The organism is Heyndrickxia sp. FSL W8-0423, from assembly GCF_038009395.1.
Taxonomy (GTDB): domain Bacteria; phylum Bacillota; class Bacilli; order Bacillales; family Bacillaceae_C; genus Heyndrickxia; species Heyndrickxia sporothermodurans.
In genome coordinates this window covers 1,342,783-1,366,447 of record NZ_JBBPBE010000001.1, presented here as the reverse complement: position 1 = coordinate 1,366,447, position 23,665 = coordinate 1,342,783, and the positions used below count along the sequence as shown (strand labels likewise).

The following is a 23,665-nucleotide window of genomic DNA, read 5'->3' as shown; positions in this document are numbered from 1 at the left end:
GATTTTATTAAACTCTATCTTCAGGACGGATATGATCAATCGGTACAAATACTTTTAAATGTCGATATAAGTTTTCAAATTCAGCGGGGACTAGTCCACCAAATTCACCATCGATATTTATTTGCATTTTTTCCGTTGAAGTGACTTTAATATGATTCGCAGAAGTATATATGATGTTCGGATCATTCACATGGTTTCCTGTAATTGCAGAAGAAACGACTCGAATAAACTCGGCTAGGTTCGTTTTCTTTAAAATAATTAACGAAAAGAGTCCATCATTGATTGATGAATCTGGTGCAAGCTTTTCAAACCCACCGACAGAGTTTGTTAATCCTACTAAGAAAAGCATTGCTTCCCCTTCGAATAATTTTCCATCATATTCAATCCTTACCTCTGTAGCACGGATCGATGGGAGCATTTCAATACCCTTCATATAATAGGCCAACTGACCAAGCATCGTTTTTAATTTACTTGGGACTTCATAGGACAATTCAGTTAATCGCCCACCACCGGCAATATTAATAAAATAACTATCGTTCATTTTTCCAATATCGACTGGGATGGTGTCACCTTGTACTATTATATCCGTTGCTGCTTCAATATCACGCGGGATATGGAGAGCTCTTGCAAAATCATTTGTCGTTCCAACTGGAATGACACCTAATTTCGGGCGGTATTTCTGTTCGGCAAGCCCGTTAACGACTTCATTAATGGTACCGTCCCCCCCGGCCGCAATGACAATGTCATACTTACGTTTAACAGCAACTTTTGCCGCTTCAATCGCATCTCCGGCACCTGTTGTCGCATGACATGAAGTTTCATATCCGGCAACTTCTAATTTTTTCAAAACTGTCGCAAGATGTTTCTTAAACACTTCACGCCCAGAGGTTGGATTATATATTATTCGTGCTCGTTTCATTTTCATCATCCTACTCTTTTTGTTACAAAATAAATAAAAACTCATCTCTTTTTAGTATATATTACAACTTTTTTGAAACAAATAGGTATACTACTCAACTCGTTCTACATAGAAAATCTGGCCATAGCCAGACCATTATAACTTATTAATTCTAACGACAATATCATACCGCTTTTGATTGTAAAAATCTAGTACTATTGAATTTTTGTCGCATTTCATCAAAACAAGCTACCCCCAATAAATGAATCCAAAATAATCATTATATTATTCACTATGATGCATTTATTTATGCATAAAAATGAAACCCCTATAAAAAAAGTACTAGTCCTCACATTAAGGCTAGTACAAAAATTACAAATTAATTATTTTTCAAACAATACCACTCCGCGTTCTTTAAGAAATTGCACAGATTCAAGTAATGAATGTTCATCGATCTGGTACACCTCTTGTACCGTCGTTTTCCATTTATTAAAATCCTTCATTTGAATTTCTCGGATATTTCGGTAGGTCATCACCTTTATCGTGTGATCTCTTAAAAAATAGCATTCATGCCCATTAAATCGGACAGCTGAAATTCTTCTCATCGTTGTATTAGCATCATCATCAACGTAGGATTGTTGAATATCTTCTATAATGTCTGTCTCAGATAACGGCGTCCACTCAATTTCCTTTTTTACGAAGGATTTCCCATTCGAACGGCGATCAATTTCGAATTTATCCATCGTTTTTTGGGTAAAAGCAATTTCTTCACCAAAACCATGTAAAATATGTTTTCTCTTTGCTTCTAGCTCAACTGGCTTCATAATTGGTGAGCCATAACCAACATCCACATAATATTGCCTTTGATCAAGCGTCACCATAATGGCTAAATGGCCCGGGTTTACCCTTACTAATGAACAAGCAAAGCCTAATCGGGATAATAGTCGGGAAAAATTCATGTTTAATGTATAGCACGTTCCTCCCCAACCTTTTTCCTTTAAGTTTTCTACAAAAACCTCAATTGGGGGAACATAGTTTGAATGCTCTTGAAAATAATGAAACTTACTGAAGGTTTCATAAGGAATTCGTGATAAATGTTGTTGTATCAACCGCTGCAAATAATTTAAAGATGGAGTTTCTTTTTCTAATTTTAAATAGTTTAAATAGTCCTCGATTGTTTGTTCCACATTTACCACTCTTTCATTATGCCATTAAGAAAATATATCTTTTATTCATTCTCGCAAAAAGTGAAAAATCCTGCAATATGATTGAATCGTATGTTAGAAAAACTTAATATTAATCTATTTTTTATTTCTTTATATATTTATAGACATAGGAAACAAGGAATTTGTTTCATTCTTTTTTTCTTTATTGAATACCCCCTTTTATATCCGGCCAATGTCTGGAATTTTTTGTTATAAAAAATTAAATTGACTTTTCTCATGCATTTGTGTAATTTAAATAAATAAGATGTAACGTTAATTTCATATTGTATCTCTTATAAAGAGTAGCGGAGGGACTGGCCCTATGAAGCTCGGCAACCTTTCATGATGATCATGAATCGGTGCTAAATCCTGCAAAACACTTGTTTTGAAAGATAAGAGAGGACGATTTCTTGTATGATGAGGCCTCTTTTAAATTGAGTGGCCTCTTTTATTTGTTCTTTTCTAAAAGGTCGTTGCTTTTCTGCAGCGGAAAGGAACGGTCCATTCTCAAAAAACTAACTTTACGAAAACAGCCTTTATTTTTAAGGAATGAAGAAAATCATGGAATATTCCATCATCATATCCAATTATTCTTATAAGAATAATAAATATATTGTTTAGATTTAACTGAAAAAGTGGTCATTGTACAGGATATTGCGAATGTCGTTGTTTTTTTAGCATCAGCATTTTCCGACTATATAACCGGGCAAGGAATTAACGTAACAGGTGGAATGACAATGAACTAAGGAGGAATTAATGTGACAAAACAACAAGAAAAAAAAGGAAGTCTTCTCGCACTATTACCATTATTAATTTTTGTACTTCTTTTTATCGGAACGGGAATTCTTGCAAATGATTTTTCCAAAATGCCTTTAAGTGTGGCGGTCATTATCGCGGCTACAGTCGCATTATTAATGAACAGGAAGGAATCATTAACTAAAAAGATTGATATCTTTTGTAAAGGGGCTGGACATTCAAATATTATTTTAATGTGTGTCATCTTTGTTTTAGCCGGAGCTTTTGCCGGTGTTGCCAAGGAAATGGGAGCGGTTGAATCAACGGTCAATCTCGGATTAACCTTGCTTCCTGCAAATTTATTAATGGTGGGACTTTTCATTATCGGTTGCTTTATCTCTACCTCGATGGGAACTTCTATGGGTACCGTTGTCGCATTGGCGCCAATTGGGTTGGGGATTGCCACACAAACAGATATCCCTACAGCATTAGCTATGGCCACCGTTGTTGGCGGAGCGATGTTTGGCGATAATCTTTCAATGATTTCAGACACAACGATTGCTGCTGTGCGAACACAAGAAACACAAATGAAGGATAAATTTAAAGTGAATTTCTTTATCGTTTTGCCTGGTGCCATTGTTACAGCCATCCTTCTTGGAATCATCACCCTTGGAAATCATGCAAGTGTTGCCGGCGATCATCCGTATGAATTGGTAAAAGTTTTACCTTATGTAGCTGTCTTAGTCGCCGCTCTACTCGGAGTCAATGTTTTAATTGTACTGCTGGGGGGAACCATTTTTGCTGGAATCATCGGAATTGCTTATGGATCATATGACTTTCTAGGATTTCTACAAACCGTTGCAAAAGGCGTCATGAGTATGGAAGACATTGCGATCGTGGCAATTTTGATTGGTGGTTTAGTGGAAATTATTAAATATAATGGCGGAATCGATTATCTATTACACTTTGTCACTAGTAAAATTAGGTCAAAAAAAGGTGCCGAGTTTGGGATAGCCAGTTTAGTCAGCGTTGCGGATATCGCAACGGCAAATAATACGATTTCCATTATTATTACTGGACCATTAGCGAAAAATATCGCAGATGAATATGAAATTGACGGAAGAAAATCAGCAAGTATTCTCGATCTATTTTCTAGTTGCTGGCAAGGAATTGTTCCATACGGAGGTCAATTGCTCGCAGCTGCCAGTATTGCTTCCATTTCACCAGTGAGCATACTCCCTTATTCTTTCTATCCAATCTTGATGGGAATTTGCGGGGTGATAGCGATACTAGTCGGATATCCAAAACTTCAAAGAAAAAAGGCTATTCTTACTAATCCGCCTTTAAAAGAAAAGTCTTTATAATGTGTTATAATATAAAGATAATTCAAAATCTAACTTAATTATTATAGGAGTGAATATATCATGGTACAAAAAATGAATGTAGAAAGCTTTAATCTTGATCATACAAAAGTAAAAGCACCATATGTCCGCTTAGCTGGAGTGATTCATGGACAAAATGGAGATGTCATCCATAAATACGATATCCGTTTAAAGCAACCAAATAAAGAGCATATGGAAATGCCTGCGCTTCATTCACTAGAGCATTTACTAGCTGAAAATGTACGTAATCATCTCGATCATGTAGTAGATTTAAGTCCTATGGGCTGTCAAACAGGCTTTTACCTTGCCGTCCTTAACCATGATGATTATGATGGGATCCTTGACGCGTTAGAAAAAACATTAAATGACGTATTAGAGGCAAAAGAAGTTCCAGCTTGTAATGAAATTCAATGTGGCTGGGCTGCAAGTCATAGCCTTGAAGGCGCCCAAGAGCTTGCTCGCGAATTACTTGCGAAGAAAGACGAATGGAAAGAGATATTCGCAGATTAATAATCGTACAAACAGGCTGCTTTTCAATAGAAAGGCAGCTTTTGTTTTGTTTAAAATTGGTTTATATTTTCAAATTTTCATATATAATAGAGAAAATAACATTGGGGTGCTTTTATGGATATTGAGAAAATCTATGGCGATCTGCCTACTTTGGAAACTGACCGCCTCATACTAAGAAAAATAACCGGAGAAGATGTAGAGGATATGTTTTCTTATGGGTCCAATGATGAAGTATCGAAATACGTGTCTTGGGATACGCATCGTACGTTAGAAGATACAAAGGAATTCATTGATTTTGTTCTTGGACAATACAAAAACAAAAAGGCCGCACCATGGGGAATAGAATATAAAGAAAATGGCAAATTAATTGGAACCATTGAATATATCGGGTGGCAGCCCCGACACAATAGTGCGGAAATCGGCTATGTTCTTCACCAAGAATACTGGGGAAAAGGAATTACAACGGAAGCTGCCAAGGAGTTACTGGCATTTGGATTTAATAAAATGGAACTAGTTCGTGTTCAGGCAAGATGCTTCACTGAAAACATCGGTTCACAGCGAGTAATGGAAAAGATCGGAATGTCGTACGAAGGAACGACTAGAAAAGGGATGTTTATAAAAGGGAAACACCGCGATTTGAAGGTATACTCGATATTAGTAGAAGAATTTTTAACAAGTTAGAAGCAGCCTAAAGTAAGCTGCTTCTATTACTGTTATGAGAAATTTTCGCGATACCATTTCACGGCGTTCATCACTTCTGCTTCTGTTAGTTGATGGCCATAGTGGTCCCAAAACATGGTGACATTTGCTTCTTTTTCTTCAAGCATTGTTTTTAATTCCTCAGTTTCAGATGTACGAATTAACGGATCATTTGTGCCTGCCCCAATAAAAATTGGTGTATTTTTTAAAGAAGGAATGTTTAAATCTCTTCTTGGCACCATTGGATGGAATAGAATCGCACCTTGTAACGCTTTTTCAAAATAAAAGAGCAAGCTTGCAGCGATATTTGCTCCATTTGAATAGCCAACCGCAACAATATTTTTACGATCAAAGTCATGTTCCTTTGCCGCTTCATCAAGGAAGTTAGAGAGTTCCTTTGTTCTAAATTCTAAATCCTCTAAATCAAATACTCCTTCACTTAATCGTTTAAAAAAACGTGGCATTCCATGCTCAAGCACATTCCCTCTTACACTTAACACGGGTGCTTCTGGGTCAATCATTTCGGCAAGCTGTAATAATGAATGTTCATTTCCACCTGTTCCATGTAGTAACAATAATACAGGTTTCGAACTGTTGGTTCCCTTTTGAAAATAATGTTTCATGTTTCATTCACTCCTTTTACTTGGTGTAATCGGTGGTAATACCGTTTCTAGCCGTTCTCTATACATTTCATATCTTGGAGGAAGCATTAATTTATCACCTAGATTATCCACTGGCTCGTCAATCATAAAACCTGGTGGATCAGTTGCAATCTCGAATAAGATTCCACCTGTTTCGCGAAAATAAACGGAATTAAAGTAATTACGATCTTGAACAGGTGTTACTTGATATCCTAGTTCATTTAAATACGTTTGCCATTGAATTTGTTCCTCATCATCTTTCGTTCGCCATGCAATATGGTGTACCGTTCCGACCCCCATTTTCCCTCTGCTACCATAAGGAGTGCGTTTTACATCAATGATATTGCCAATATCTGCTTCGGATTTAAATCGGATATATTCTTCATCCTCCCCCACCTTTTGCAAGCCTAGGTTTTCTTCTATTAATCTCATTGTTTGATTAGGTGAGCTTGAAAATAGTGTTGCGCCGGCAAAACCTTTGATTGCTACTTCGGAATGGATTTGACCAACACTCCATTCACTTGTGTTGCCTTCTTCTCTTTCCACGATTTCCAATAGTAATCCATGTGGATCTTTAAAAAGAATGGATTCTTCATCGAAACGTATAATGGTCATAAATTCAATATTGTGTTCGTTTAATCTCCTTTTCCAAAATGGTAATGCACCTGTTGGAACCGCGTAGGATGTGACTCCAACCTGCCCATCTCCAATTTTACCTGGATAGGCATTTTCCCAAGGAAAAAAGGTAATAATTGTACCTGGGGTGCCGTTTTTGTCCCCAAAGTACAAATGATACGTGCCAGGATCATCGAAGTTTACCGTTTTCTTTACTAATCGAAGGCCTAATATATCGGAATAAAAATGGACGTTTTCTTGCGGATCACCAACAATCGCAGTAATATGATGGATTCCTACACTTTTCATATGTGTATCTCCTTTCAAAAGAGTAATTTATGTCAATGCGAAATTATCTCGAATTCGAGATAATTATATAAAAAATTTTCCCCTTCGTCAAATGAAGTTATCGATTCTTGGTCATATACTTCAAAAATTTATATACAGCCAGGGGTTCCTTTTACATTTTTGACCTTCTAAACAGAAAATCTATATACAAGCCGGCTTTCCTTTTACATTTTTGGCCTTCTACTCCATAAATCTTTATATAAAGCCGCTTTCCTTTTACATTTTTGACCTTCTACTTCATAAATCTATCGCATTCCTATCCTTATTATAATAAAAGACGTGTAACCGGATCACACGTCTTTTCCTTCTTCCTACGCTTTTGCTAATGTTTCTTTCAAGCTGCTATAAACTTCATTCCACAACTTTTCATCTTCGGTAAACGCTTGAGTGATTTTCTTGAACACTTCTTTTTGTTCTGCCTCAAAACGTTCATCCTCTTTAGGCGGCAATACAGAACGTAATTCCGTTACGAATTCTTGTACTTTTGGTGCGCGTGGTCCCCAAACGGCTTTTTCTTCTCCATTTTTATCGATAAAAATAAAAATCGGTATGGAGCGTGCTGTTCCGTTCGTTAAATATTGATCCATTAACTCAAGGTTTGAATCACGTAAAACCATGCGAATTTCGATATTAGAAGCCTCCGCTATTCTCATAAGGATTGGCTCGTTCATCATTGCATCTCCGCACCAATCTTCCGTAATCACAATAGCACGAAGCTCTTTTGCTTTCAATTCCTCAAAAAATGCTTGATCAGCTTCTGAAACTTGGAAACGATTATAGATTGATTGCAGGCTTTCTTTATGTACGTTCATCGAATCAACAAAGTCTTGTACTGGAATTCCTTTTTCAAACCATTCGTTTAATGTTGGCATATTTATCACTCCTATCCGTTATTGATTTAAAAATATCATAAACCATTCAATATTTCATTTTTGAACTCCGAACTATCCAATTTTCTCATCATTTGTTTGGCTATGCATAATGTTTAAGCTTTTTACTTTTATATAATGCTCTTTGCAAAAATAACCTAATAATTTATCGGTTTCCCAGTCATAAACGGGATATACAGTATCAATTTCTTTTCCAGCCTTTTTCAAACAATATGAACATGTTGTTTTAATATCAAAGTGTGCTTCACACATTGTTTGGTTTCACCCTTTACAATTTAATTATCCACGGAATATATACCCACCTTTCTGAAATTAAAACAAAGGACAGAAACTATGTTCTGTCCATATTTTTTAGCGCTTATTTAATTCCTGAACTAATAACTTATTCACTAAAGGCGGATTAGCTTGACCTTTTGTCGCTTTCATTATTTGCCCGACTAAAAATCCAACCGCTTTCGCTTTTCCGTTTTTGAAATCATCAATGGATTGTTGATTGGATGCTAATACTTCATCGATAATTTTCAACAACGCACCTTCATCGGAAATTTGCACAAGGCCTTTTTCTTTTACAATCTTTTCAGGATCGCCGCCATTTTCTACGAGCTCCTTAAAGACGGTTTTGGCAATTTTGGAAGAAATCGTTCCATTTTCAATGAGCTTGATCATGCTAGCAAGGCTTTCCGGAGTTAATGGGATATCATGCAATTCTTTTTGCTCTGCATTCAAGTAGGCAGAAAGTTCACCCATGATCCAGTTAGAAGCTTGTTTCGCCTCTCCTCCTGCCGCAACTGTTGCTTCGAAGAAATCAGCCATTTCCTTCGTTACGGTTAAAACGTTCGCATCGTATGCTGGCAGGCCAAGCTCTTCAATGTAACGTTTTTTCCGCGCATCCGGCAATTCTGGTATTTCGGCACGGATTCTTTCTTTCCACTCTTCATCGATAAAAATGGAAACAAGGTCCGGTTCAGGGAAATAACGATAATCATCTGAACCTTCTTTTACACGCATCAACAATGTTTTACCTGTTGCCTCATCAAAACGGCGTGTTTCTTGATCGATTACACCACCTGCAGATACAACTTCGATTTGGCGTTTTTCCTCATATTCTAGCCCTTTACGTACAAAGTTAAAAGAGTTTAAGTTTTTCAATTCCGTCTTTGTTCCAAATTCTTTTTGGCCTACCGGTCGAATTGAAATATTCGCATCACAACGCAAGGAGCCTTCTTCCATTTTACAATCAGAAACTCCTGTGTATTGGATAATCGATTTTAATTTTTCCAAATAAGCATATGCTTCATCTGGTGTACGAATATCTGGTTCCGAAACAATTTCAATTAACGGTGTTCCTTGACGATTTAAATCGACAAGTGAGTAGCCGTCACCTGTATGCATTAATTTTCCTGCATCCTCTTCTAAATGAAGACGAGTGATTCCAATTTTTTTCTTTTCACCTTTTACCTCAATTTCGATCCAGCCGTGTTCACCAATCGGTTTATCAAACTGAGAAATTTGATAGGCCTTCGGATTGTCTGGATAAAAGTAATTTTTGCGATCGAATTTTGTTTCAGGTGCGATTTGACAGTTCAGTGCCATCGCCGCTTTCATTCCGAACTCTACTGCACGTTTATTCAAAACAGGCAACACACCTGGGTATCCTAAATCAACAACCGTTGTATTCGTATTTGGCTCGGCGCCGAAATGGGCTGGTGCTGATGAAAAGATTTTAGAATCTGTTTTTAACTCGACATGGACTTCTAGTCCGATAACCGTTTCATAGTTCATTTTTTTCACCCCTTACAACTGTGGTTTTTCTTTATGGAAGTTCGTTGCTTGCTCAAAGGCATGCGCTACTTTGTAGACAGTAGCTTCATCAAAATGTTTTCCAATGATTTGCAATCCCAGTGGCAAGCCGTTTGTAAATCCGCATGGAACGGAGATTCCTGGGACACCTGCAAGGTTAACTGGAATCGTTAATAAATCATTTGCGTACATTGTCAAAGGATCCGATGTCTTTTCGCCGATTTTAAATGCCGGAGTTGGTGTTGTTGGTCCAATAATTACATCATATTTTTCAAATACAGTTTCAAAATCATTTTTGATCAGTGTTCGAACTTGCTGTGCTTTTTTATAATATGCATCATAATAACCTGAGCTTAGCGCAAAGGTTCCAAGCATGATGCGACGTTTTACTTCCTCACCAAAGCCTTCAGAGCGTGACTTTTTATATAAATCAATCAAGTTTTTCGCATTCGGTGATCGATAGCCGTAACGGACTCCATCGAAACGAGCTAGATTTGAAGATGCTTCTGATGATGATAAAAGATAATAGGCAGCCGTTCCATATTTTGAATGGGGCAGACTGACTTCTTCCCATGTAGCCCCTAAACTTTCTAGCACTTTTAATGCATCTAAAACGGACTGGCGAACCTCTTCGTTCACACCTTCACCCATATATTCTTTAGGGACAGCGATTTTCAATCCTTTAATATCACCTGTTAAACTTTGCACAAAATTTGGCACATCGACATTTGCAGAAGTAGAATCATGTGGATCCACTCCGGAAATCGCTTGAAGAAGATAGGCGTTGTCTTCTACATTACGTGTGATTGGACCAATTTGATCGAGCGAGGATGCAAAGGCCACTAGACCAAAACGAGAAACGCGCCCATAGGTCGGCTTTAAGCCAACGACTCCACAAAAGGCAGCTGGTTGCCGAATCGATCCACCGGTATCAGAACCAAGAGAAAATGGCACTTCACCTGCGGCAACAGCTGCTGCTGATCCACCTGAAGACCCACCTGGAACCGTATTTACATTCCACGGATTAAACGTTTTCTGAAAGCCTGAATTTTCCGTTGATGAACCCATTGCAAATTCATCCATATTTAATTTACCAATTGTAATTGTACCTGCATTATGTAATTTATCCATTACCGTTGCATTATAAATTGGGTCAAAATTTTCGAGGATTTTACTGGCACATGTTGTGCGAAGATCTTTTGTAACGATATTATCCTTGATTCCAATTGGCATTCCAAAAAGTGGTTGATTCGATTCATCCGAACCAAGTGCTTCATCCAATTGCTTAGCTTTAGCACGTGCTGTTTCTTCGTCTAGTGTAAGAAATGCCTGGACCTTGCTTTCAACTTCTTGGATTCGTTGGTAAGATTCTTCAACTAGCTCCGAAACCTTGACCTCTTTTTTATGTAAAAATTCATGTAACTCAGAGATTTTATGATCAAATAAAGCCAACGCTACCCCTCCTACTCTATAATTGATGGTACGCGAATTTGTCCATCTTTCTTATCTGGAGCATTCTTCAATACTTCCTCTTGCGGCAATCCCGGTTCCGCCTTATCCTCACGAAGGACATTGCGAATATCTAATACGTGAGAGGTTGGCTCCACGTTTGTTGTATCCACTTCATTTAACAATTCTGCAAGATTGATAATATCATCTAATTGCTTCGTGAATTTTTCCGTTTGTTCTTCATCAAATTCTAACCGCGCTAAATTAGCCACATGGTTGACTTGATCCTTTGAAATTCTCGACATTTCCTTCACCTCCGAAAGTGGGTTTGAAACAGTAATAATATTATTGATAATATCAGAATGGCTTGTATATAGGCAAGGGGACAGACCTTATTAAAGGCTGCCCCCATTACTTTTTTACTTAATCATTGTTTCCCTTATCGTTGAGAAAGGTATTTTTCACATAATTATTTCGTATCCACAAATTGCTCCGCCTCAGTCGACCCCTTTAACGCAGTCGTTGAGGAAGTACCGCCGGTGATAATCATCGAAACTTCATCAAAGTAACCTGTTCCGACTTCGCGCTGATGTCTCGTAGCTGTGTAGCCATACACTTCATTTGCAAATTCAGCCTCCTGCAATTCGGAGTAAGCTGCCATGCCTCTTTCTTTATAGCCTTTTGCCAGTTCAAACATACTGTTATTTAAAGCATGGAAACCTGCTAACGTCACAAATTGGAACTTATAGCCCATTTTCCCTAACTCTTGTTGGAACTTAGCAATCGTCGCTTCGTCTAATTTCTTTTTCCAGTTAAATGAGGGTGAACAGTTGTAGGCGAGCAGTTTGCCAGGGAATTTCTCATGAATGGCTTCGGCAAACCGTTTTGCTTCTTCTAGGTTAGGTTCGGACGTTTCGCACCAAACGAGGTCTGCATAAGGTGCGTAAGCTAAACCTCTTGCGATCGCTTGATCCAGTCCCGCCTTTGTACGATAGAAACCTTCAGGTGTCCGGTCACCAATGATAAATGGTGCATCGTAAGGATCCACATCACTTGTAATTAAATCAGCTGCATTTGCATCGGTTCTCGCAATCAATAATGTTGGTACACCCATAACATCTGCTGCAAGACGAGCGGAAATTAAATTTTTCACCGCTGTCTGGGTAGGCAACAATACTTTTCCACCTAAGTGACCGCATTTTTTCTCAGATGATAATTGATCTTCAAAGTGAACCGCTGCCGCTCCCGCTTCAATCATTGCCTTCATCAGTTCAAATACATTCAATTGTCCGCCAAAACCTGCTTCGGCATCTGCGACAATTGGGGCAAACCAATCAATGGAATGATCCCCTTCCACATGATGAATTTGATCGGCACGTTGCAATGCTTGATTAATTCGTTTGACTACATGTGGAACACTATTTGCAGGATATAAACTTTGATCCGGATACATATGTCCCGACAGATTCGCATCTGCTGCTACTTGCCAGCCGCTTAAATAAATCGCTTTTAGTCCCGCCTTTACTTGTTGAACCGCTTGATTTCCTGTTAAGGCTCCTAACGCATTCACATAATCCTCTTCGTGAAGCAAATGCCAAAGCTTCTCGGCACCACGTCGTGCCAATGTATGTTCAATGTCTATCGATCCACGAAGCTTTAATACGTCCTCTGCCGAATACGTACGTTCAATTCCTTTCCATCTTTCATCAAGCTCCCATGATTCTTGTAATCTTGACACCTTTTCGTTTGTCATTCTATATTCCTCCTAATCTATTATTTATAAAATTTCATAACCAGGGATGGTTAGAAAATCAATGAATTCATCCTCTTTAATGAGTTGGTCAAAAAGTTTAATTGCTTCTTCCAAACGTTGAAGTTTGCTACCATGTTCATTTTTAATTTTTTCGAGCTCTTCTTCTTTTAGTTGCTCATATAGTTCAATTGTTACCTTTCTGCCGTCCTCTAAAATTCCTTTCGGATGACGGATCCATTGCCAAAGTTGTGCACGTGAAATTTCAGCTGTCGCTGCGTCCTCCATTAAGTTGTCAATCGGTGCAGCTCCCCTGCCACTTAGCCATGATTCAATATATTGAATTCCGACATTAATGTTTTGGCGAACGCCCTTTTCAGTAATCACGCCGTTTGGAACCTCTAACAAATCAGACTCAGTTATCGTGATATTTAGCTGTTTGCTTGAATGAATCTGATTTGGTGTCTGCATTTCCCGATTGAATACTTCCAGTGCTACAGGAACAAGACCGGGATGAGCGACCCATGTGCCATCATGACCATCGCTTGCTTCCCTTTCCTTATCTGCACGTACTTTAGCAAAAGCTGCCTCATTTTTTTCCGGATTATTCTTTACAGGAATTTGTGCAGCCATCCCCCCGATCGCCGGCGCTTTTCTCATATGACATGTTTTGATTGTTAGTAATGAGTACGAACGCATAAATGGCACTGTCATCGTGACAGCAGAACGATCAGGTAAAAGCACATCCTCGGTGTTTTTCAATTTTTTCAAATAGCTAAAAATATAATCCCATCTGCCACAATTAAGACCCGCAGAATGTTCTTTCAGTTCAAATAAGATTTCATCCATTTCAAATGCTGCCATGATCGTTTCTATGAGCACTGTTGCTTTAATCGTACCTTTTGGAATACCGACATATTTTTGTGCAAATAAGAACACGTCATTCCATAAACGTGCCTCCTGATGACTTTCAAGTTTCGGTAAATAAAAATAAGGTCCTGTTCCACTCTGTACTAATCGAACGGCATTATGAAAAAAGTACAATCCAAAATCAAATAAACTTCCCGAAATCGGCTGACCATCCATTAATACATGCTTCTCTTCCAAATGCCAGCCTCGAGGTCGGACCATTAATACAGCCGGATTTTCATTTAATTTATATTGTTTTCCATTCGTTCCTTCAAATGAAATGGTTCGATTCACAGCATCCCTTAAATTAATCTGCCCTTCCATGATGTTATCCCAAGTCGGAGATGTCGCATCTTCTAAACATGCCATAAAAACTTTCGCACCCGAATTCAAGGCATTAATAATCATTTTTCGATCAACCGGTCCTGTGATTTCTACTCGTCGATCTTGCAAATCACCCGGCAATGGAGCAATGGTCCAATCTCCCATTCGAATATGTTTCGTTTCTGGCAAAAATCCAGGTAACTTTCCTTGATCGATCTCTTTCTGTCGCTTATTTCTTTCTTCTAGAAGTTCTCTTCGTCTTGTACCAAAATGTCTCTCTAGCTGCTCGATAAATTGCAATGCTTTTGGAGTTACTATTTCTTCATACCCTGGTTTCATAGTTCCTTTCACTTCAATTCCAGCTGTTTGGGTTCCCAAATGATTCCCTCCTCAATATTGTTATACTACAGATTAATATTAATAATTGTATTATATAACAGAACAGCAAAAGTGCAACAGAAATTTTGAAAAATATTCAGAAATCAATCGACAAAATTCGATTCGGCAAAGTTCCGAGTCATTGCTCGTGAAAAAGTAATCTTTTTCCTTCTGAAGCTTCTACCATAATTTCTTGTGGGATTGGTTTTGTTTTTATTTGACCAGGTTAGCCAATTTATCCACCCTATTGCCTCAAAAAAAACAGACGGAAATTCCGTCTGTTTTATTGATAAATATGCACTTCGGGTTCTTTTTCTCCAGGATTGCGGACAATTAATGCCTTTGGTCCGTTTACAGAGGTGACACTTACTTCAAGTGCGATATAATCAGGGAATGTATTAATAACTAAACCTGTAATATATTGAGTAAAGCCAATGACTTCGCCTTGACCATAAAATTGAATTGGGATTTCAATACTTAATTGGCTTAGTTGCTTATCTTTATACAACCCACGACCAATAACGCCATTGTAGTTTGGAAAATATTCTTCAATATCTTGTTTAAATTTTTCAAACATGTTTGCATCGTCTCGATATGCTTTCGTTGTTGAATCGTCCGGGAATAAATAATATTTTTCCTTTATCTTTTTCCAGTTATCAATAGTGGAACTTCCTGCGCCTACTTCCGCATAGGACACAAAATTACCCGGCACGACGGAGTCTTTCGATTTTTGCTCGAAAAGGGCTATCGTAATGGGGACATCTTTTAAACCATTCATGTTCCGAAGACGTTTAATGACTTCTTGAGCAATCTTTTTCCCTTCTCTTTCCGTGTTTTTAATATCTTGCTGGTACACGGCACCATATTGTTCTTTTTGATAATAATGGACTGTATTCAAGGCGAGACCAATGACCACTCCACCTAATTTTCCTGTCCCTTTTTTTGTTTTAATTAAATAGTCATGTTCTAAAATATGTGCAAGGTAAATCGGGCTTTTCTTATTTTGTTCTTCAATCGAACCTTTTTCATTAATTACCGGGTTCAAGCCTACATTTTCACTTGCTGATAGTTTCTTTTCTTTAAGCTGGCTTTTAGTATATTTCCGATTTAACCACGCATCAATTGTATCTTTATCTAAATATTGACCTTCTTGAAATAAGTACGTGTCCGTTGAAAAAGATTTTTGTGCAACTCGCATCAATCCCGTTTCAAACTCTTGGATATCATAACGAGTATTTAAATTATTGACAATTCTTCCTCTTGCCTTACTTGGTTTGAAAGGTATGATTGTTCGATAATATTGATCAGAAACTTGATAATTTGGAATAATCGCTGTTTCCTTTTTATTATTTTTATTTTGTACGACTTTATTTTCTGTTTCAAATTTTGGTGCGCATCCTGTTATAAGAAGCAAAACAGCAGCGAACACCGGCAACCACTTTTTCATGCTTATTTGCCACCTTTATTTCGTCCGTTATTCCTACTTCGGCTGGACTTTTAATACTAATCATTTTAATAGACTTTATATAGTAAGATAAAGTTTCATTTAACGATTAAATTCTTCCAGCATTTTTTCTTCGTCCCAAACTTCGATTCCAAGCTCGTTTGCTTTCGTCAATTTCGAGCCTGCATCCGCGCCCGCAATAACCAAATCAGTTTTTTTGCTCACGCTTCCTGTAACACTTGCACCTAAAGCTTCAAGTTTTTCTTTCGCTTCGTTTCTCGTAAGCTGTTCCAATTTACCGGTTAAGACGACGACTTTTCCTGCAAAGATGGAGGAAATCGATTCTGTTTCAACGGGCATAGGACCTTTATATTCCATATTTAAACCCGCATTCTTCAATTCTTGAATAAGCTCACCGGCTTCTTCATTTTCAAAATAAGTAACGATAGAATCAGCCATTTTTTCGCCAATATCTTGGATAGCTGTAAGTTCTTCCTTTGTGGCAGCAGCTAAGGCATCCATCGTTCCAAATTTTTGTGCTAATGTTTTGGCTGCTTTTGCGCCAACATGGCGAATTCCAAGACCAAAAAGGAGCTTTTCTAATGAATTCGTTTTGGAGCTCTCAATTGCTGCTAACAGATTAGAAACAGATTTTTCACCCATCCGTTCTAGTGCTAAAAGTTGTTCCTGTTGTAAATGATAAATGTCTGCCACATCATGAATAAGTTCATGCGCAAATAATTGACTAATCACTTTTTCACCAAGACCATCAATATTCATGGCGTTTCTTGAGACAAAATGAATCAATCCCTCGCGGATTTGGGCAGGACATTTCGGATTAATGCAGCGTAGGGCCACTTCCCCTTCTAAACGAACAAGTTCACTTTCACAATCTGGACAGTGTGTTGGCATCAAAAATTCTTTCTCCTCACCCGTACGTCTTTCAACTAATACATTGACGACTTCAGGAATGATATCTCCTGCCTTTTTAATGACAACATAATCACCAAGTTTGATGTCCTTCTCGCGGATTAAATCTTCGTTATGCAAAGATGCCCTTTGAACCTTTGTACCTGCAACGCGAACCGGATCAAGTAGCGCGGTCGGTGTGATTACTCCTGTGCGTCCAACACTTAATTCAATATCACGAAGCTTTGTCACGACTTCTTCTGCGGGAAACTTGTAAGCAATAGCCCACCTTGGACTTTTCGCTGTAAAACCAAGGGCTTTTTGTTGCTCAAATGAATTTACTTTAATGACGATTCCATCAATTTCATATGGCAGGTTTGCCCGCTTTGCTACCCATTTTTCTACATATTGGAGAACCTCATCAATATTTGCACATTTTTCTCTTTCCTTGTTCACTTTAAAGCCAAGTGTTGTTAAAAAATTCAATCCATCATGCTGTGTAGTGACGCCTGTTTCACTAAAATCTCCAATCGCATAAAGGAAAATATCTAAGTTTCTTGAAGCTGCAATCCGTGGATCCAATTGGCGCAATGACCCCGCTGCAGCATTTCGCGGATTAGCAAAAGGCTCTTCCCCATTTTCTTCTTTCACTTTATTTAATTGTTCAAATGATTTTTTCGGCATATACGCTTCGCCGCGGACCTCGATTGACATCGGTTGGTTGATTCTAAGCGGGATCGATCGAATCGTTTTTAAATTAGCGGTAATATCTTCCCCAATCGTTCCGTTACCTCTTGTTGCACCTTGTATAAAAAGTCCGTTTTCATAACGAAGTGATATCGCTAATCCATCAATCTTTAATTCACAAACGTATTCAACCTCATCGCCAACCACTTGCTTTACTTTACGATCGAAATCACGAAGATCACTTTCATTAAAGGCATTTCCTAAGCTTAGCATCGGGATATGATGTTCCACTTTTTGAAATGCCGAGAGAATTTCTCCGCCGACACGCTGGGTCGGCGAATCGGGTGAAATCAATTCTGGAAATTGCTCTTCAATGTTAGTAAGCTCTCTCATTAACTGATCATATTCAGCATCGGGAACCGATGGTTGATCCAATACATGATATTCGTAATTATATTGGTTCAGCAGATTATGAAGTTCCTTTATTCGTTTTTCAGCATCCTTTTTTTCCATAACAACAACCCTTCCATATAGAAGTTGGAGGTTGGGCCCAAGGTTGGAGAAATCGGCAAAATTGCCGATTTCCGCGATTCATCAACTTCTATTCAAATTTCAACTATCATTAGTTGTATTATACTTTTGTTATTGGTGCAAATTCCGCTAACAAGCGTTTAATTCCAACTGGGCTTGGGAACGCAATGTCCAGTTCCACGCTTTTTCCTTCCCCTTTTACACTAACAACTGTACCAATTCCCCATTTTTTATGTTCCGCTTTATCGCCAACTGTCCAAGAAACTTCATTGCCGCCCGTACTAGCTGATACAGGTCTCATCACAGGACGATTCATAGCAGGCTTACGCGCGGAACCGAATGGCTTATTAATTTGTCTCGCTTCTTTTTGAACAGGTTCCAATATATCCTCAGGAATTTCACTAATAAATCGTGAAACGGGATTCATATTCGTCCGTCCAAATAATGTACGCATACCGGCATTTGTCAAGTATAGTTCTTCCTCTGCACGCGTAATCCCAACGTAAGCGAGCCGACGCTCTTCTTCCATCTCAGCTTCTTCCATAAGAGAACGGCTATGTGGAAAGACACCTTCTTCAAGTCCAATTAGGAATACGACAGGAAACTCTAATCCCTTGGCAGAGTGCAATGTCATTAATACACATGTTTCATTTTTCGTTTCTTCCTCGTCTAGTCGATCAATATCTGCAACAAGGGCGAGATCTGTTAAAAATGCCACCAGGCTTTTATCATCATTAGCTTCTTCAAAATTCTTTGTTACGGATAAAAATTCATCGATATTTTCAAGCCTGCTTTGTGATTCAATCGTTTTTTCCGCTTTTAGCATTTCGCGATAACCCGACTTCTCTAACACTTCTTCAACTAATTCTGTGACAGAGAGGTATTCCTGCATTGCAGTATACCCTTTAATCAACTCGTAAAATCCATTGGCAGCGTTGGCGATTTTCGGACTTACTCCGATAAAATCGATTTCCTTTAACGCATCCATAATGGAAATGTCATGATCGGCTGCATATCTGGCTATTTTATCAAATGAAGTTGCACCGATCCCTCGTTTAGGTACATTTATTACCCGTTGTAGACTGATGTCATCATTCGGATTTGCAATTAACCGTAAGTAAGCCAAAATATCCTTAATTTCTTTACGGTCATAGAATTTGATTCCACCGACGATGTTATATTCTATATTTGATTTTAAGAGGACTTCCTCTATTACACGTGATTGTGCATTTGTTCGATAAAGGATGGCGATGTCGGAAAGTTTCCGCTTGCCGGAATTAGTTAATTCTTTAATTTTTCCTGCAACAAACTGTGCTTCCGTTTGTTCACTATCTGCACGATAATAAACGATTTTTGGTCCATCTTCGTTTTCCGTCCATAAATTTTTCGGTTTGCGATTTGCATTATTTTTAATCACTTCATTAGCAGCCTGCAGAATCCGTTTCGTCGAACGGTAATTTTGTTCTAATAAGATGACCTTTGCACGGGGATAATCTTTTTCAAACGATAAGATGTTGGCAATATCTGCACCACGCCAACGGTATATCGATTGGTCCGAATCACCGACAACACAAAGATTTTGAAATCTTGACGCAAGCATTTTCACAAGCATGTATTGGGCGCGGTTCGTATCCTGATACTCATCCACATGAATGTATTGAAATTTCCGTTGATAGTATTCTAATACTTCTGGAACACGCTGAAATAATTGAATAGTTTTCATGATTAAATCATCAAAATCCAGTGCTTGATTTTTGCGAAGCCGCTTTTGGTATTCCTCATACACATCACTGACAACTTGTTCGTAATAACCCCCTACAAGTTTGGAATACTCTTCTGGGTCAACTAATTCATTTTTGGCGCTGCTGATTGTTCCGAGAATAGACCTGGCATCAAATTTCTTCGGATCAATATTTTTATCTTTCAAGATTCCTTTTACCACTGATTGTTGGTCTGTAGGGTCCAAAATCGTAAAATTACGATTAAACCCGATTCGATCAATATCACGTCTTAAAATACGAACACACATTGAGTGAAAAGTGGAAATCCATACATCTTCTGCAGCCCCACCCATAATACTTCCAATCCGTTCCTTCATTTCTTTCGCTGCCTTATTTGTGAAGGTAATCGCTAAAATATTATAAGGATTGACGCCTTTTTCCACCATTAAATAGGCAACACGATGGGTAAGAACCCGGGTTTTTCCACTTCCGGCACCGGCCATTAACAAAAGTGGACCGTCCGTTGTTTTTACGGCCTCTTGTTGCTCTGGATTTAGCCCATTTAAAAGTCGATCCGTTAAAAATTGCATTATTTTACACCACCATTCGGAACATTTGTTCCTATTATATATGTTTATTTTACACTATGTCTATTACCTTAATCCATTACAGCTTTGACTGTTTTCAGTGCTTCCTCGAAATTTTCATACAAGGCATTGCCAACAACAATTACATCGGCAAATTGACCCATCTCCTTCGCTTGAGCCGCAGAAGAAATTCCCCCGCCATAAAACAATTTCGTTTGATTTAACTGTGCTTTTGCAGCTTTTACTAGATCGATATCTCCATATTTTCCGCTGTATTCTAAATAGAAAATAGGCATTTTAAATAAATGTTCGGCCATCATTGCATAGGCGACAACATCCTCTTCATTCAAATCAGTATTAGCTCCTGTTAACTTCGCTGCCTTGCAATCATTATTTAAAATGCAGTAGCCTTCTACGAGAAGCTCGTCCCAATTCATTAAAACCCCATATTCTTTTACCGCTTCATGATGAATCCCCTTAATCCACTTAGCATCTGTCGTGTTAAGTACTGTTGGGATAAAATATAAATCAAAACCCGGTGTGATAGATTCAATAGTAGACACTTCCAGCACACATGGTACCGTATATCTTCTTACTCGAGACATTAAATTTAGAACATTTTCCAATGTGACTCCGTCTGAACCACCAATAATGATCGCACTTGTTCCTGATTCACATATTTTTTCTAAATCTGCATCTGATATATCCTTATTAGGATCTAATTTAAAGGCGTGGCGCCACTCGCGAACGTCATACATCCGTAAAAAATCCTCCATTCTATATTCCTTCATCATTATAGCATTTGATTGAACAAGCTAAAAAGAGTTTCCAATGATATTAGAAGGTAATTATTTGAAACGATATAATTAGAACTACCCAACAGAGACTGAGTAAAGGCGAAAGTCCTATTATTTACATGTAAATGTATGAATTTGTATAATTATTAATGCAAGTTAGGAAAACTTGAAAATTTAATGGTGATTTATCACAATAATTTCGTGTTATTTTCCCAAGTTAAATGTCCTAGAAAGTATGGTATTATAAGGATAAGAACTTTTCCACCAAGCAATAAAATTTGTTAGGAGGATGAAAAAATGATAAAAGAAAAGAAACCAGCGAAAATTACTAAAAGGGAAATCGACACATTGATATTCAAGATTGATCGATTATTGAGCGAAAAGAAAACTAACGAATTGCAAAAAGCATAATAAAACAAAGGCTTTTGGCATAGACCAAAAGCCCTTTCTTTTATTTTCTTATTGTTTTTGGGATATTTTCGAGATATTCTAAATATAATAAGTAATACATCTATTCTCATCTATCTTTTCTACTAGATTTATAGTAATCTCAAAAAAATTATCTTATTATTACCACTTCACATAATTTTTAATATATAATAAGGTAAATATGCAGGTTTAGGTGATTACTATGAATATCGGTGCCATTATCAAGTTAAATAGAATAAATCAAAATTTAACACAAGAGGAACTAGCCGATGGAATTATCTCAATTTCCTATCTTTCAAAAATTGAAAATGGGAAAATTGAACCTAATGAAGAAGTCATAAAGCTTCTCTGTCGCAAACTAGGCATTCAAATCAACAATCAGATTGATGACAGTACAAAAGTAATATGCAATGAATGGTTTCACCTCTTGCTAACTTCTTCAAACATCGAAGAAATTAAACAGAAATACAAAGAAATCAATGAAGTATCTAAAACGATACACGATTCCGAATTACAGTTATTAATCAAGATTCACATGATCAGATACTATTTAAAAATTGGCGAAACAACGAAAGCATTAGAACAAATTAATAATTTAAAAGATGTAAGCGGTACATTTAATAATTTGCAGAAGTATTATTGGTATAAGTTTAATGGGAATTACTATTCGATTGTTGAGGAAGAGAATGAGGCCCTTCAAAAGTACGTACTTTCAGAGGATTTTATCCCGCATCTCGACCTCCCAGAAGATGAAATAGCAGATATTCTCTATTCACTTGCTGTTACATACAGTAAACATCGGTTAACATCCGAAGCACAAAGTCATGCAAACAAAGCTTTAGAATATTATCGTCAAATGTACAACTTTTCTAGATGTGCAGAGTGTCATATAATTTTGGGGATTTGTTACAGACGAATTAATAATCATCAAAAGGCTATTAAAAACTATCAATTAGCAAAACAATTAGCCGAAAGTACAAATAATCAGAGGTTAATTCAACTAACACATTTAAATATGGGCTACCTCTATTTCGTTCAAGGGAACCCTAACCTCGCAATTAAGCACCTTGATATAATTGTAAATGCAGAAGAAAGTCCCCTAATTGACCGTCTCTCTGCCCTTACCTCAATTATTGGTGAATATTTTAAGAGTAAAAATTATACTGAAGCAAAAAGAAGAATACAAAAAGGTTTAAGTTGGATCAATCCCGAGAACAAAAATAAATATTTATCGTTTTATTATGAAATTTTAACTCATTTATATTTAATAGATAACGAAGATGAAAAATTTGTGAATCTCTTAGAAAATAAATTTATTCCTTATTTAAAAGAACAAAAGGATTATGCAAAGCTTACAGAATATGCTGAAATTCTCGGAAGGTATTATGAGGATAAGCACAAATATAAAAATGCTGCAATTTACTATAAATTAGTTAATTTTTCTTATAAGCAATTTGTACAAATCTAGGAGGGGAATATTTTGAAAAAAATTATTTTATCTTTAACCGTGGGGGCTTTCCTAATGAGTGGTGCATTAATCGTGAAAGATACTCAAAATAGTAGTGAAAGTAAAAATATAGCAGCAGGTGGAGAAAGGGAACCAAGTATCCTTTCCATTAAAACTCCAAAATATGCATAAGTGCTACTAAAGAAGAAGTAATCCTGATTATTACTTCTTCTTTTTCATATTTCTCTTGCATAAATAAAAATGCACGCAAAAGCAAGTTTGGTAAATAAGCGGAGAAATTCCCCTTAATTAGAAAATAGCACTGAAAAAAGCATAAATAGACGGAAGAATTCCGGCTATTGACTCAAAAAACTTGAAAATGGGTAATTTTGCTTTGCTTAATCGGAAAATATCCGCTTATATTCTTCGAATCAAGCTATATTCTACTGTTTAACCGGAAAATATCCGCTTATTTTGATTCTCTTTGATTGCTCAAAAAGTACGTCAATTTAATTAATTAGCATTTTGCAGGCAACATTAGTCAAGATGTTTTTAGGCTGCGATTTTACTTGCTAATTAA

Annotated in this window: 21 protein-coding genes and 1 riboswitch; of the genes, 6 read left to right on the top strand and 15 right to left on the bottom strand. The window is 37.4% G+C overall.

Annotated elements, in window-relative coordinates:
* Nucleotides 1–7 precede the first annotated feature (7 nt).
* Nucleotides 8–919, bottom strand: coding sequence for a diacylglycerol kinase (locus MKY81_RS06885; RefSeq protein ID WP_066227762.1), 912 nt, complete (start codon nucleotides 917–919; stop codon nucleotides 8–10).
* 362 nt (nucleotides 920–1,281) lie between these two features.
* On the bottom strand, nucleotides 1,282–2,085 hold the full coding sequence (locus MKY81_RS06880) for an arylamine N-acetyltransferase (RefSeq protein ID WP_341117244.1): 804 nt from the start codon (nucleotides 2,083–2,085) through the stop codon (nucleotides 1,282–1,284).
* Between the two features lie 308 nt (nucleotides 2,086–2,393).
* Nucleotides 2,394–2,502, top strand: a riboswitch (SAM riboswitch).
* Between the two features lie 236 nt (nucleotides 2,503–2,738).
* Here MKY81_RS06880 and MKY81_RS06875 point away from each other — a divergent pair.
* The 4 genes from MKY81_RS06875 to MKY81_RS06860 all read left to right on the top strand — a co-directional run bounded on the left by MKY81_RS06875 (nucleotide 2,739) and on the right by MKY81_RS06860 (nucleotide 5,411).
* On the top strand, nucleotides 2,739–2,849 hold the full coding sequence (locus MKY81_RS06875) for an SDR family oxidoreductase (RefSeq protein WP_236011775.1): 111 nt from the start codon (nucleotides 2,739–2,741) through the stop codon (nucleotides 2,847–2,849).
* Nucleotides 2,850–2,861: 12 nt separating this feature from the next.
* Nucleotides 2,862–4,202 (top strand): Na+/H+ antiporter NhaC family protein, encoded by a 1,341-nt coding sequence (locus MKY81_RS06870; protein WP_066227756.1) that lies wholly within the window; start codon nucleotides 2,862–2,864, stop codon nucleotides 4,200–4,202.
* A 60-nt stretch (nucleotides 4,203–4,262) separates the two neighbouring features.
* Entirely contained in the window at nucleotides 4,263–4,730 is a 468-nt protein-coding gene (locus MKY81_RS06865) for an S-ribosylhomocysteine lyase (RefSeq protein WP_066227752.1), read from the top strand.
* Between the two features lie 114 nt (nucleotides 4,731–4,844).
* Nucleotides 4,845–5,411, top strand: coding sequence for a GNAT family N-acetyltransferase (locus MKY81_RS06860; protein ID WP_107920184.1), 567 nt, complete (start codon nucleotides 4,845–4,847; stop codon nucleotides 5,409–5,411).
* A 32-nt stretch (nucleotides 5,412–5,443) separates the two neighbouring features.
* Here the strand turns inward: MKY81_RS06860 and MKY81_RS06855 are convergent, their stop codons facing one another.
* The 13 genes from MKY81_RS06855 to MKY81_RS06795 all read right to left on the bottom strand — a co-directional run bounded on the left by MKY81_RS06855 (nucleotide 5,444) and on the right by MKY81_RS06795 (nucleotide 21,170).
* Complete coding sequence (locus tag MKY81_RS06855) at nucleotides 5,444–6,052, bottom strand: alpha/beta hydrolase (protein ID WP_108072770.1); 609 nt, start codon at nucleotides 6,050–6,052, stop codon at nucleotides 5,444–5,446.
* Between the two features lie 3 nt (nucleotides 6,053–6,055).
* Nucleotides 6,056–6,994 (bottom strand): ring-cleaving dioxygenase, encoded by a 939-nt coding sequence (locus MKY81_RS06850; protein WP_107920183.1) that lies wholly within the window; start codon nucleotides 6,992–6,994, stop codon nucleotides 6,056–6,058.
* Between the two features lie 350 nt (nucleotides 6,995–7,344).
* Nucleotides 7,345–7,905 (bottom strand): thioredoxin family protein, encoded by a 561-nt coding sequence (locus MKY81_RS06845; RefSeq protein ID WP_108072768.1) that lies wholly within the window; start codon nucleotides 7,903–7,905, stop codon nucleotides 7,345–7,347.
* A 72-nt stretch (nucleotides 7,906–7,977) separates the two neighbouring features.
* Nucleotides 7,978–8,175 carry a hypothetical protein gene (locus MKY81_RS06840; protein WP_107920181.1) on the bottom strand — a complete coding sequence of 66 codons (198 nt, stop codon included), beginning with the start codon at nucleotides 8,173–8,175 and terminating at the stop codon, nucleotides 7,978–7,980.
* 99 nt (nucleotides 8,176–8,274) lie between these two features.
* Nucleotides 8,275–9,705: an Asp-tRNA(Asn)/Glu-tRNA(Gln) amidotransferase subunit GatB gene (gatB, locus tag MKY81_RS06835; RefSeq protein WP_107920180.1), complete on the bottom strand. Its 1,431-nt coding sequence runs from the start codon at nucleotides 9,703–9,705 to the stop codon at nucleotides 8,275–8,277.
* Between the two features lie 12 nt (nucleotides 9,706–9,717).
* Nucleotides 9,718–11,175, bottom strand: coding sequence for an Asp-tRNA(Asn)/Glu-tRNA(Gln) amidotransferase subunit GatA (gene gatA, locus MKY81_RS06830; protein ID WP_341117231.1), 1,458 nt, complete (start codon nucleotides 11,173–11,175; stop codon nucleotides 9,718–9,720).
* Between the two features lie 11 nt (nucleotides 11,176–11,186).
* Nucleotides 11,187–11,477 carry an Asp-tRNA(Asn)/Glu-tRNA(Gln) amidotransferase subunit GatC gene (gene gatC / locus MKY81_RS06825; RefSeq protein WP_066227725.1) on the bottom strand — a complete coding sequence of 97 codons (291 nt, stop codon included), beginning with the start codon at nucleotides 11,475–11,477 and terminating at the stop codon, nucleotides 11,187–11,189.
* Between the two features lie 164 nt (nucleotides 11,478–11,641).
* Nucleotides 11,642–12,925 (bottom strand): isocitrate lyase, encoded by a 1,284-nt coding sequence (gene aceA, locus MKY81_RS06820; protein ID WP_066227719.1) that lies wholly within the window; start codon nucleotides 12,923–12,925, stop codon nucleotides 11,642–11,644.
* A 24-nt stretch (nucleotides 12,926–12,949) separates the two neighbouring features.
* On the bottom strand, nucleotides 12,950–14,533 hold the full coding sequence (gene aceB, locus MKY81_RS06815; RefSeq protein ID WP_341117226.1) for a malate synthase A: 1,584 nt from the start codon (nucleotides 14,531–14,533) through the stop codon (nucleotides 12,950–12,952).
* A gap of 283 nt (nucleotides 14,534–14,816) precedes the next feature.
* The gene (locus MKY81_RS06810) at nucleotides 14,817–15,980 is read right to left on the bottom strand and encodes a CamS family sex pheromone protein (RefSeq protein WP_107920176.1); all 1,164 of its coding nucleotides are present in this window, start codon (nucleotides 15,978–15,980) and stop codon (nucleotides 14,817–14,819) included.
* Between the two features lie 99 nt (nucleotides 15,981–16,079).
* Nucleotides 16,080–18,086, bottom strand: a complete 2,007-nt coding sequence (ligA, locus tag MKY81_RS06805; protein ID WP_107920175.1) for an NAD-dependent DNA ligase LigA — start codon at nucleotides 18,084–18,086, stop codon at nucleotides 16,080–16,082.
* A 118-nt stretch (nucleotides 18,087–18,204) separates the two neighbouring features.
* Complete coding sequence (gene pcrA, locus MKY81_RS06800) at nucleotides 18,205–20,415, bottom strand: DNA helicase PcrA (protein WP_108072759.1); 2,211 nt, start codon at nucleotides 20,413–20,415, stop codon at nucleotides 18,205–18,207.
* 68 nt (nucleotides 20,416–20,483) lie between these two features.
* A complete protein-coding gene (locus MKY81_RS06795) occupies nucleotides 20,484–21,170 on the bottom strand; it encodes a heptaprenylglyceryl phosphate synthase (RefSeq protein WP_066227701.1) in 687 nt (228 codons plus the stop codon).
* A gap of 670 nt (nucleotides 21,171–21,840) precedes the next feature.
* On the opposite strand from MKY81_RS06795, the gene MKY81_RS06790 reads away from it, so the two are divergent.
* Nucleotides 21,841–23,106 carry a helix-turn-helix domain-containing protein gene (locus MKY81_RS06790; RefSeq protein ID WP_341117223.1) on the top strand — a complete coding sequence of 422 codons (1,266 nt, stop codon included), beginning with the start codon at nucleotides 21,841–21,843 and terminating at the stop codon, nucleotides 23,104–23,106.
* 12 nt (nucleotides 23,107–23,118) lie between these two features.
* A complete protein-coding gene (locus MKY81_RS06785) occupies nucleotides 23,119–23,277 on the top strand; it encodes a hypothetical protein (protein WP_328018913.1) in 159 nt (52 codons plus the stop codon).
* Nucleotides 23,278–23,665: the final 388 nt, after the last annotated feature.

Excerpts from the sequence above, each read along its gene's own strand:
- MKY81_RS06885 (WP_066227762.1), bottom strand. The coding sequence starts at position 919 with ATGAAACGAGCACGAATAATATATAATCCAACCTCTGGGCGTGAAGTG.
- MKY81_RS06865 (WP_066227752.1), top strand. The coding sequence starts at position 4,263 with ATGGTACAAAAAATGAATGTAGAAAGCTTTAATCTTGATCATACAAAA.
- MKY81_RS06860 (WP_107920184.1), top strand. The coding sequence starts at position 4,845 with ATGGATATTGAGAAAATCTATGGCGATCTGCCTACTTTGGAAACTGAC.
- MKY81_RS06855 (WP_108072770.1), bottom strand. The coding sequence starts at position 6,052 with ATGAAACATTATTTTCAAAAGGGAACCAACAGTTCGAAACCTGTATTA.
- MKY81_RS06850 (WP_107920183.1), bottom strand. The coding sequence starts at position 6,994 with ATGAAAAGTGTAGGAATCCATCATATTACTGCGATTGTTGGTGATCCG.
- MKY81_RS06845 (WP_108072768.1), bottom strand. The coding sequence starts at position 7,905 with ATGCCAACATTAAACGAATGGTTTGAAAAAGGAATTCCAGTACAAGAC.
- MKY81_RS06840 (WP_107920181.1), bottom strand. The coding sequence starts at position 8,175 with ATGTGTGAAGCACACTTTGATATTAAAACAACATGTTCATATTGTTTG.
- gatB (WP_107920180.1), bottom strand. The coding sequence starts at position 9,705 with ATGAACTATGAAACGGTTATCGGACTAGAAGTCCATGTCGAGTTAAAA.
- gatC (WP_066227725.1), bottom strand. The coding sequence starts at position 11,477 with ATGTCGAGAATTTCAAAGGATCAAGTCAACCATGTGGCTAATTTAGCG.
- aceA (WP_066227719.1), bottom strand. The coding sequence starts at position 12,925 with ATGACAAACGAAAAGGTGTCAAGATTACAAGAATCATGGGAGCTTGAT.
- MKY81_RS06810 (WP_107920176.1), bottom strand. The coding sequence starts at position 15,980 with ATGAAAAAGTGGTTGCCGGTGTTCGCTGCTGTTTTGCTTCTTATAACA.
- ligA (WP_107920175.1), bottom strand. The coding sequence starts at position 18,086 with ATGGAAAAAAAGGATGCTGAAAAACGAATAAAGGAACTTCATAATCTG.
- pcrA (WP_108072759.1), bottom strand. The coding sequence starts at position 20,415 with ATGCAATTTTTAACGGATCGACTTTTAAATGGGCTAAATCCAGAGCAA.
- MKY81_RS06795 (WP_066227701.1), bottom strand. The coding sequence starts at position 21,170 with ATGTATGACGTTCGCGAGTGGCGCCACGCCTTTAAATTAGATCCTAAT.
- MKY81_RS06790 (WP_341117223.1), top strand. The coding sequence starts at position 21,841 with ATGAATATCGGTGCCATTATCAAGTTAAATAGAATAAATCAAAATTTA.